Raw genomic sequence first — 9,919 nt, 5'->3', positions numbered from 1 at the left:
TATCATTCCCCATTGACAAACTCCCCATCTTGACCTAATATAACACCATGGGAAACCGTGTCCGCTTATAGGGTACTTTCACCACCACAAACACCCCTAACCCGAAGGCGATCGCTTTTTAGTAAATATCCAAAATTACCTATTGACAAGCTCCCCATAACCTACTATAATATAATGGGGAATAGTGCCACATAGTTTTACCCCCATTGAAAGTAAAAGTTATCTGATATTGAGCGAATATTGAACTAAAAGAACATATCCTCAAGGAGGAAGTTTGGGAATATTGGGGATATTAAGCCAGGCTATAATTACCATTTATAGACATTCGAGGAGATGATAATTGAAGCGTCAGTTAGTCATTAATCTATCAGTTGTAATACCGAAACCCACAGGGATATCAGTATATGCTGCTAATATTATCCCATGGTTAAAACCCCTAGAACCTTTATTGCTAACTGCTGATGATATCGCTGGTTATGAGTGCCAAAAAGTCCCGAATAATATGACTCCTGAGCATGGGACAAAGGGACATTTAAGGCGATTGATTTGGACTCAGTTTAAACTACCATTAATATATCGAAAATCAGGTTATAAATTGTTGTTTTCACCCTTACCAGAAGCGCCTTTATATACAGGTTGTCGGTCAATAGTAATGGCTCATGATTTAATTCCGCTCAAATTTCCCAAGCGGGGGTCGCGATTAACGGCTTATTTCAAATCCTATGTTCCGGCGGTGCTAAAACAAGCACAACATATTGTTTGTAATTCGGAAGCGACGGGGAATAGTTTGGTGGAGATGTTGGGAATTAGTGCCAGGAAAATTACTCCGATTTTATTAGGGTACGATCGCCAGAGGTTTCAATTTTTAGATTTACCGACGCAAAACTACTTTTTATATATTGGTCGCCATGATCATTATAAAAATCTACCGAGGCTAATTACAGCATTTTCCCAATTACCGAAAGATTATGAACTGTGGTTAGCGGGGCCGAGTGACAGCACCTATACACCCTTATTAAAACAACAGGTAAAAGAATTAGGACTGAGGGAACAGGTGAAATTTTTAGACTATGTTGCAGCCGAGGAATTACCGTCAATAATTAATCGGGCGATCGCCTTAGTTTTCCCAAGTTTATGGGAAGGTTTCGGGTTTCCGGTCTTAGAAGCTATGGCCTGTGGAACCCCTGTAATTACCTCAAATTTAGCATCACTGCCGGAAGTAGCTGGAGAGGCAGCGATATTGATAAATCCCTATGAAGTAGAAGAGATCAGCGCCGCCATGAAAACCCTAATCAGCGATCCACAAATATCGGGGCAACTTAGACACAAAGGACTCAGTAGATGTCAAGAATTTTCCTGGCAGAAAACCGGACAGCAAACTGTGGAAGTTTTAGCAAGATATATGTAAAATCAAAATTAATGGGAGCAGATGTTCCCAGTTATGGGTAAAATCGGCTAGAATTAGCGACTTAACGAATTTTGCGAGGGCCTGTATGGAACCTTTATCCTCTCCCCTATTGACCAAAACCACTATGATCAGCCCAACTCCGGCATTAAGTATTGCCCCAGCCCAGGTAATTCGAGGAGTTGACAGACTGGCAGAGGCGGGAGAGGCGATCGCCGCCTTTGGTAGTCGTCCGGTAATTGTGGGAGGCGATCGCACCCTAAAATTAATTCAACCCCATTTACAACCGATTATAGAAACCCATCAACTCAAGGCTAATTGGGCTAACTATACCCCTGACTGTAGCGAAAGCAGTTTAGAGAAACTCCAACAAATTTGCGCGGACCATCAAGGGGACTTGGTGATCGGGGTTGGCGGCGGAAAATCTTTAGATATCGCCAAACTCCTAGCTTATAGGACGAGAGTACCGATTATAACTATTCCCACCTCTGGGGCTACCTGCGCCGCCTGGACGGCTCTCTCAAATATCTATACAAATGAGGGAGCATTCTTGTATGATGTAGGGTTAGCCAAGTGTCCTGATTTGCTCATCCTCGACTATAGCCTGATTCAAACAGCGCCCCAGCGGACTTTAATTGCTGGTATTGGAGATGCGATCGCCAAATGGTATGAAGCGTCAGTCAGTAGTGGACATTCAGAAGAAACCCTGATTGTGGCAGCAGTGCAACAGGCGAGAGTCCTGCGGGACATTTTGTTTCAAAAATCCGTAGCCGCCCTCAGTGAACCCGGAAGCCAAACCTGGCGAGAAGTGGTTGATGCCACAGTTTTACTCGCTGGGGCGATCGGTGGTTTAGGGGGGGCACAGTGTCGGACTGTAGCAGCCCATGCTGTCCATAATGGTTTAACTCACCTATGCGCTACCCACAAGACCCTTCACGGAGAAAAAGTCGCCTATGGCATTTTAGTACAGTTGCGCCTAGAAGAGATGCTACAAGGGAATCAACTGGCAGCTTCTGCTAGAGGACAACTGTTGAAGTTTTATAGCGATATCCGCTTACCCCAAACTTTGGCTGATTTGGGATTGGGAAATATTACCTTAGCCCAGTTAAGGCATGGGGCAGAAATTGCCTGTGGTGAAAAGTCTGACATTCACCGACTACCCTTTAAAGTTTGCCCAGAATCACTAATGGCTGCCATGGTTTCTACTACTGTACCTGTGGGGGCAATTAAGAGTTAAAGGTTAACTATGGGCTGTTTAATCAGTCTTCAGGTGAGGGGCAATTAATCACTAATCACAATAAATTGCACCATCAATTAACCTGTAAAAGTTCCCCCCTCTTTCCTCAACTGACTTTTGAGTTAACAACCACAAATAAACATGAATTTAGATTGGATTACGCCAGCAGATAGGGTTAAACAACTTCCCCCCTATGTATTTGCGCGATTAGATGAATTGAAAGCCCATGCCTGTGAACAAGGCCTTGATTTGATTGATTTGGGTATGGGAAACCCGGACGGACCGACTCCTGAACCTGTAGTAGAAGCGGCGATCGCCGCCTTGCGAAATTCAGCCAATCATGGCTATCCCCCCTTTGAAGGGACTGCTAGTTTCCGCGCCGCCATTACTCGTTGGTATCACCGTCGCTATGGAGTTAACCTAGACCCCAATAGTGAAGCGTTACCCCTATTAGGATCTAAAGAAGGTCTCACCCATTTAGCTTTAGCCTATGTCAACCCCCAAGATGTGGTTTTATCCCCAGATCCGGCTTATCCTGCCCATTTTCGGGGTCCGTTAATTTCTGGGGGGGATGTTTACAAAATTCGCCTGAAACCAGAAAATGATTGGATTATAGATTTAGCAGATATCCCGGATCATATTGCTGACCGCGCCAAAATTCTCTATTTTAATTATCCTAATAATCCCACAGGTGCAACCGCCCCCAGGGAGTTTTTTGAGGATTTAGTCGCTTTCGCCCACAAACATCAAATTCTATTGGTTCATGACCTCTGTTATGCGGAACTAGCTTTTGATGGTTATCAACCGACCAGCTTACTAGAAATTCCGGGAGGTAAGGAGATTGGGGTCGAGTTCCATACTATGTCAAAAACCTATAATATGGCGGGTTGGCGCGTGGGTTTTGTAGTTGGTAATTCTCGAATTATTCAAGGATTAAGAACTCTGAAAACTAACTTAGATTATGGGTTATTCGCTGCTTTACAATCGGCGGCGGAAACTGCTTTAAATTTGCCAGATTCCTACTTGGAAGAGGTGCAAAATAGGTATAGAACCCGCCGGGATTTTCTAGTCAGAGAATTGGCAGAATTGGGCTGGAATATTCCTAAACCCAAAGCGGCGATGTATTTGTGGGCTCCCTGTCCCGTGGGTATGACTTCAACGGATTTTGCCCTATCAGTCCTACAACAAACTGGGGTGGTGGTGACTCCAGGTAATGCTTTTGGGGCGGGAGGAGAAGGCTATGTTAGAATTAGTCTGATTGCTGATTGCGATCGCTTGGCGGAAGCGGTCAAACGCCTAAAAGAAGCCAATATTGGCTATCAACGCCAAATGGTGGCAACGGGAATGGTTTAAGTCAATTCTTATTAAAAAAGCGCTATTGGCAATGAGCCTCGGCGCTTTTCTAATTTTGAAAAAAAATTGGCAAAACTTGAATTTATCCTTCTTTGCCTTCGCGACTCTGGGTTTGGATATACAGAATCAGAAGAAACACGGAAGGAACTAGCACAAAAAGAATGCTGGCAACAAATCCTAGGTCATTAACTTCCATAATTATCCAACGAGTGTTAATACACAAAAGAAACCGACTTCCCCAGGATATCATTAAATTGGCTAGTTTGAGTGGAAATTTTAACCTTGGGTGCGATCGCGCACATTACCTTGTGCAGCATACTTTTCCAGAAACTCCATAATTTTCCTAGGTACATCTACTCCGGTGGCGGTCTCAATTCCTTCTAGTCCCGGTGAGGAGTTAACTTCCATTACCACAGGTCCATGATTGGAACGCAATAAATCCACCCCCGCGACTTTCAGCCCCATAATTTTAGCAGCGCGGACAGCGGTTGATCTTTCCTCTGGGGTTAATTTGACTTTTTGGGCGCTTCCTCCCCGGTGAAGATTAGACCGAAATTCCCCTTCTGCGCCTTGGCGTTTCATGGAAGCTACTACCCTTTCACCAACTACAAAACAGCGTAAATCTGCCCCTCCAGCTTCCTTAATAAATTCCTGGACTAAAATATTGGCATCAAGTCCCCGAAATGCCTCAATTACAGACTTAGCCGCCTGGTATGTTTCAGCTAAAACTACACCAATTCCCTGGGTTCCTTCTAACAGTTTAATGACTAAGGGAGCCCCACCAACTACGTTAATCAAACCATCAATATCTTTAGTAGAATGGGCAAACCCAGTCACCGGAAGACCTATGCCTTCTCGGGCTAATAATTGCAAGCAACGCAGCTTATCACGAGACCGAGAAATGGCTTGAGACTCATTGGGAGTAAATACACCCATCATCTCAAATTGGCGGACAACAGCAGTACCATAAAAGGTTTTAGATGCACCAATACGAGGAATAATGGCATCAAATCCTTCTAGGGGTTTTCCCCCATACATGACCATGGGTTTATGGGAGGTAATATTCATGTAGCAGCGCAGGTAATCGATTACATACATCTCATGACCCCGCTGTTCCCCTGATTCTTTCAGTCTCCGAGTAGAGTAAAGGGAACTATCTTGGGATAGAATCGCAATTTTCATGGTATAATATTAATAGCATCTGACGTTTTTGTGGTTGCCGATCGCTGTGTGGAATAACCTGGCCATGAATAACCAGCCAGAAACTAACATTGTTCCCATTTCACCTTCTGGTTTTTACGAATCTAAATAACATTTATTATTTTACCGGACTGGGGATACTCCAAAAATAGAATGTGCATTCCTCTTCGGGGTGGGTTAAATGCAGTACAGCGTCGGGAGTCCATTCTCCCATATCAAAGTCCCGGGAGACAATGCGGGTTCCCGGCTTGAGTTGTTCGAGTAATTGGGGTTTTAAACGTAGGTTAAGCTGAGGTAACAGATAAATAAAGATAACTGTGGCTTCCTGAAAATTGCTGTTAAACAGGTTGGCTTGGCGGAAGATGACGCGATCGCTAACGGCGGCTATTTTGGCATTTTCTGTGGCTTCCTTAATGCGATCGGGATCAATATCAATACCAACTCCCCGCGCCCCAAATTTTTCGGCGGCGGCGATCGCTACCCGTCCATCTCCACAACCTAGGTCATATACAACATCATCAGCACCAACTTTCACCCAACGGAGAACATCCTCTAACAAATCTTGAGGAGTTGGAACATAACCAATATCAGGTTGATTAGAGTACATAAAATTTAACTAACAATCAGGGTTTGAGCAAATTCTTAAAATCCCTAGAAGTTTGATGATCATGTTGATGATACCATACGAAACGCTGGGGAACCCCTAGGGTAATTTCTGCTTCATCTAGGGCTTGTTTGAGTCTGAACCGCAGGGTTCGTGCTGCCGCCCATTGTTGGCTGGGTATAGTTTTAACTAGAAACCGGATCACAATTCCCTCATGGGAAATATCATCAACCCCCAGAATATCAACAGGTTCTAAAATCTTGTCAGACCATTCCGCCTCATTTTGCATCTTTTGACAGACTTTAAGAATAATTTCCATAGCCTTTCTGATGTCAGCATCCCAGGCAATTTTTAAGCCGAGGTTCACCCGTGACCAGTCTTTAGTATTATTAATAACTGTGGCAACTTGACCATGGGGAATAGTTATTAATTGACCATCTAAATTGCGGAGATTAGTGCAATACAAATTCATGCTTTCTACGGCTCCGGCTAAATTGCCAATTTGGACGACATCACCTACAGCATAACGGTCTGTGAGCAAAATTAAAATGCCATTTAACATATTTTCTATTAAATTACGAGATAGAAAAGCTGTTAATAAAGCGAAGGCTCCCGCACCGGCTAGGAACGCCGTATTGATGCCAATAATTACCACAGTGAAATAAATACCAAGACCGGAGAAAAGCCAACTTTTACCACCTTTGAGAGCCGGAGAATAGGTGCTAACTCTCATAGTGTAACGATTCAAGTTAGGATGGGATTCTTGTTGTTCTTGAGCCCAACCATTTAAGGTATCATCAATGAAAAAATCTAACAGTTTATCAATTAAGGTAATACCAACCCAAAGACTAGGGAGCAGAATTGCTTGATAGGCAAACATAATAATTAAAGGACGAGTTTGCCGAAATACGAAACAAATTAAACTGATACCTAATAAAATCACTAATAATTCCGCTATCAGCAGAAATCTCCGCAATAATTCTACTAAGTTTTTGCCTTGCTGAAGTGATACTTGACTATTTAACCTCCTGGCGATCAGTTTAGGGATTTGATTAATTTTCTGATTAATTTTCTGATGCAGATAACCTGAACTATAGCCTTGGCCATTACTGTTGACATTCTTAACTTTATCGGCATCATCACTGATGTCTTCATTCGGTTGAACTACAGTATCAGAAAGAGTTTCTCCTGATAAGGTTTCGGGGTTAACTTTAGCTTCATTCACCAGATTTTGCAATTGGCTTTTAATTAGATTGCGTCGTTGTGTTAGTAATTTTCGTAACCCCGAAATTAGCCTCAGACATAGGAAAATAAATGCTACAATAATCAAGGTGATGGTGATTCTTCCTAAAGGATATTGAGCATCAAATTCTCGCCCCCATAAGGCTTCACTAGCATACTGCGTGATTTGGTCTCGCCAAACTGGTGCTAATTCTTCAACTGTTATACCATTAACAATGGCATCATGATTATTGACGGTGATTACTACAATTTGAGGGATGCGTAAATCATGATTTGGTTGAGTATAAATTACCGTTTCGTTATTCTGAATTCCTATATTTAATTGCGGGGTCAATGGATGTAGAGGTTTATCTGGATTAAACAACCGCCAAAACTGCCAATTTTCGGGATGATATGTTTGTGGTAATTCTTGATTTCTGCTAATAATATTACGGAGACCTCGATTAAAGGATTCCTGTACTAATTTTGCACGTCTTTCTAAGGTTAAGGCAGTGGCGCGGTCATCTTGTTCTAAACTCCGTCGCGCACCGAGGATTAATCCTCCCCGCCCACCGTGGCCGCCTAAATAAACTCTGCTACACCAACTAGCACCACAGCTATAAGCACGGTTGACATTCCACAAAAAGGTTTGATTCTGTTGATCGGTAATTGAGACGGGAGATACGAAAAATTGCCCGAAGGCTGGGCTGTGACCAGCGACAGTTAAGGAAAATGTCAAGACCAAAACGCTTACAAAATAAGTAATTTTTCGGAGTATTTTATAATTTATAGTCAACCCTAGGGATTTGTCTAAACAAGCGATCGCCTCTAGGGGTAAAATCCTCCACCGAGTTTTCATGATCCTCCTCAGTTAGCAACACCGACCATGGATAATAACTCAATTCGGGAATCTTGGCAAATTTTTAATGATCATAGCCTTCAGATACTATCTGAGATTTAGCTAAGGAGCAAGCGTCCTAGAGGGGAGTTGAGGAAAGATGGATACAGTTTACCAATTTGCCACAAATGTTGCAATCGTACACTGTGATAGCCCAGTAGAATCAGAAAACTCAAAATTTGTACCCGGGGATTAGTCAACCAGTGAATATAAAAAATATCTAATTTTCGATTTTTGATAATTTCCCAAATTAAATGAATAATAGCAATCACAAAACATAAGAAAATTAGGGGACCGAATAAGTGGTAGGCGATCGCCTGATTTAAGTCACCTCTGGCTGTAGCCATTAAGGATCTAGTTAACCCCCAGGCTGGACAAGGAACCCCCACATATCGCATCAGGGGACATCTTAAAAACTCCATATGAACACCTAGGTTAAACCCTATACTACCGATAATAGGTATTAAGGCGATCGCTAAACCCAACATCCGTTTTTGTCGTTGTTGTCGAGAAAGCAAATCAGGCGATTTTAGTGTTTTACCTACCATTACAATTCCCCATCAATTAACGACTTTTTAGCAAATCCACCCCAAAACAGGTTAGGTAAATTACCACCGTTGCTAATTGCTGAAATAACACCAGTTCAAAAGTTTTCACAAAAAAATTAATCTCTGACTGGGAATACACGGCTATTGAACTTCCAGCTAATAAGGCAATCAAAAACCAAAATATCGTTTTTCTGTGCTTGAGTTTTAGCATGATTTGGATTCCCACATTAACTTAACCAAAAGCGAGATAGGAGTAGAAAACTAAGGTTCCTACCACAGGAACTATCCACAAAAGTATTAACCAGGGAGTTTTTTCTAGTTTTTTGCAAATTCTAATCCAGGCTTTGATTAACCAAATTACGGCAATGATATTGATGCAGGGAATGAACATCAAAATCGTCCATAAAATCGGGTTATCTTCATCCCCAGCCACAAAATTTATATAGGTTCCTAAAATAGGAATCCAAGCAAACCAAGCATTGTCCACTCGACATCTTTGATAAATTTTCCAGGACAAAAAACTAAACACTAAATAGCCAATTAAATAGCCGATCAATATTCCTGGGTTTGGTTCTACTGTATCGTAGGTAATATCTAGTTGTGGAACTGTATTTTGTTGAGCGAGTAGAACCGGGACTAGATTAGTGACTGCTGGAGTCGGCGGTAATATACTAATGTCAATCATGAATAAGTCACCGATAAATTACTATAGTTGACTAATTGTAAGATATGTTATCTGAAAAGACTATCTATTTTTGATTGGGTTCACAAAAATCAACATTATCAGAACATCATGATGATATTTAGTATTTGAGACTCGAGGCAATATAGTTATATGTTGATAAATGATATTCTCAAGGCGATCGCTATAGGACTCCCTCCTCCGGTTATAATCTACCTAGGCTATTATTGCCAACGGAGGCATCTATATCTTTGATAGATAATAGCCCCACTATTTAACTATAGTAATATTTGGGAAAAAATTGATGATGAACACACCTAATTTTTTGTCAATTCCATACTGGAAACAGTCAGAATTTTGGCTGATGGCGATCGCCGTTGCCCTTTACTCTATGCTCAATCGGTTCACGACTCCCACTAGACACTTCGTTTATGACCTTGGGTTCCCTGCCTTGTTTGGAAGGTTGAATTCCAAACGTTGGGACATATAAACAGTTATAGGGATGGTCAGAGATTAACCTCTTATATCCAGCGACTAGGGGCTGAAGTCCCCACCAGGTAGTTATTTCGGGCATCTCAGCCCTATTTCATACCTGAACGTCTCGCACGCATATCCCAATCATTACAGTTGGGCATTGGCTTCTGGCTACATCTCACATCCTCTAGGAGTTAGGGGTCGAGAGTGAAGTCACCTTCGCGAACTCCCATTCAAAACCGTGCTTGATAGTTTCCCATCACACGGCTCCTGATGTGGATACCCTTTTGTCATCGG

At 42.2% G+C, this 9,919-nt stretch carries 10 protein-coding genes; 3 read left to right on the top strand and 7 right to left on the bottom strand.

Going from position 1 to position 9,919, the window contains the following annotated elements; all coding sequences use genetic code 11:
* The first annotated feature begins 340 nt into the window (after positions 1-340).
* From P5674_RS21020 to P5674_RS21010, 3 genes are all read left to right on the top strand, one after another.
* On the top strand, positions 341-1,408 hold the full coding sequence (locus tag P5674_RS21020; protein ID WP_315670243.1) for a glycosyltransferase family 1 protein: 1,068 nt from the start codon (positions 341-343) through the stop codon (positions 1,406-1,408).
* A gap of 85 nt (positions 1,409-1,493) precedes the next feature.
* The gene (locus tag P5674_RS21015; protein ID WP_014275722.1) at positions 1,494-2,642 is read left to right on the top strand and encodes an iron-containing alcohol dehydrogenase family protein; all 1,149 of its coding nucleotides are present in this window, start codon (positions 1,494-1,496) and stop codon (positions 2,640-2,642) included.
* A 141-nt stretch (positions 2,643-2,783) separates the two neighbouring features.
* Positions 2,784-3,995, top strand: coding sequence for an aspartate aminotransferase (locus tag P5674_RS21010; RefSeq protein WP_006617300.1), 1,212 nt, complete (start codon positions 2,784-2,786; stop codon positions 3,993-3,995).
* An 82-nt stretch (positions 3,996-4,077) separates the two neighbouring features.
* On the opposite strand, the gene psbM is transcribed toward P5674_RS21010, so the two are convergent.
* The 7 genes from psbM to P5674_RS20975 all read right to left on the bottom strand — a co-directional run bounded on the left by psbM (position 4,078) and on the right by P5674_RS20975 (position 9,151).
* A complete protein-coding gene (psbM, locus tag P5674_RS21005; protein ID WP_006617301.1) occupies positions 4,078-4,191 on the bottom strand; it encodes a photosystem II reaction center protein PsbM in 114 nt (37 codons plus the stop codon).
* 80 nt (positions 4,192-4,271) lie between these two features.
* Complete coding sequence (rimK, locus tag P5674_RS21000) at positions 4,272-5,177, bottom strand: 30S ribosomal protein S6--L-glutamate ligase (protein WP_006617302.1); 906 nt, start codon at positions 5,175-5,177, stop codon at positions 4,272-4,274.
* 136 nt (positions 5,178-5,313) lie between these two features.
* Entirely contained in the window at positions 5,314-5,802 is a 489-nt protein-coding gene (locus P5674_RS20995) for an SAM-dependent methyltransferase (RefSeq protein WP_006617303.1), read from the bottom strand.
* A gap of 16 nt (positions 5,803-5,818) precedes the next feature.
* Positions 5,819-7,879 carry a mechanosensitive ion channel family protein gene (locus P5674_RS20990; RefSeq protein WP_006617304.1) on the bottom strand — a complete coding sequence of 687 codons (2,061 nt, stop codon included), beginning with the start codon at positions 7,877-7,879 and terminating at the stop codon, positions 5,819-5,821.
* 98 nt (positions 7,880-7,977) lie between these two features.
* Entirely contained in the window at positions 7,978-8,466 is a 489-nt protein-coding gene (locus P5674_RS20985; protein WP_006617305.1) for a DUF2752 domain-containing protein, read from the bottom strand.
* Between the two features lie 16 nt (positions 8,467-8,482).
* On the bottom strand, positions 8,483-8,677 hold the full coding sequence (locus P5674_RS20980) for a hypothetical protein (protein WP_006617306.1): 195 nt from the start codon (positions 8,675-8,677) through the stop codon (positions 8,483-8,485).
* Positions 8,678-8,698: 21 nt separating this feature from the next.
* The gene (locus P5674_RS20975) at positions 8,699-9,151 is read right to left on the bottom strand and encodes a hypothetical protein (RefSeq protein WP_006617307.1); all 453 of its coding nucleotides are present in this window, start codon (positions 9,149-9,151) and stop codon (positions 8,699-8,701) included.
* Positions 9,152-9,919 lie beyond the last annotated feature (768 nt).

The organism is Limnospira sp. PMC 289.06 (assembly GCF_032350395.1).
Lineage (GTDB): Bacteria > Cyanobacteriota > Cyanobacteriia > Cyanobacteriales > Microcoleaceae > Limnospira > Limnospira platensis.
The sequence above is the reverse complement of the archived record's forward strand: the minus strand, read 5'-3'. Positions and strand labels throughout refer to the sequence as shown.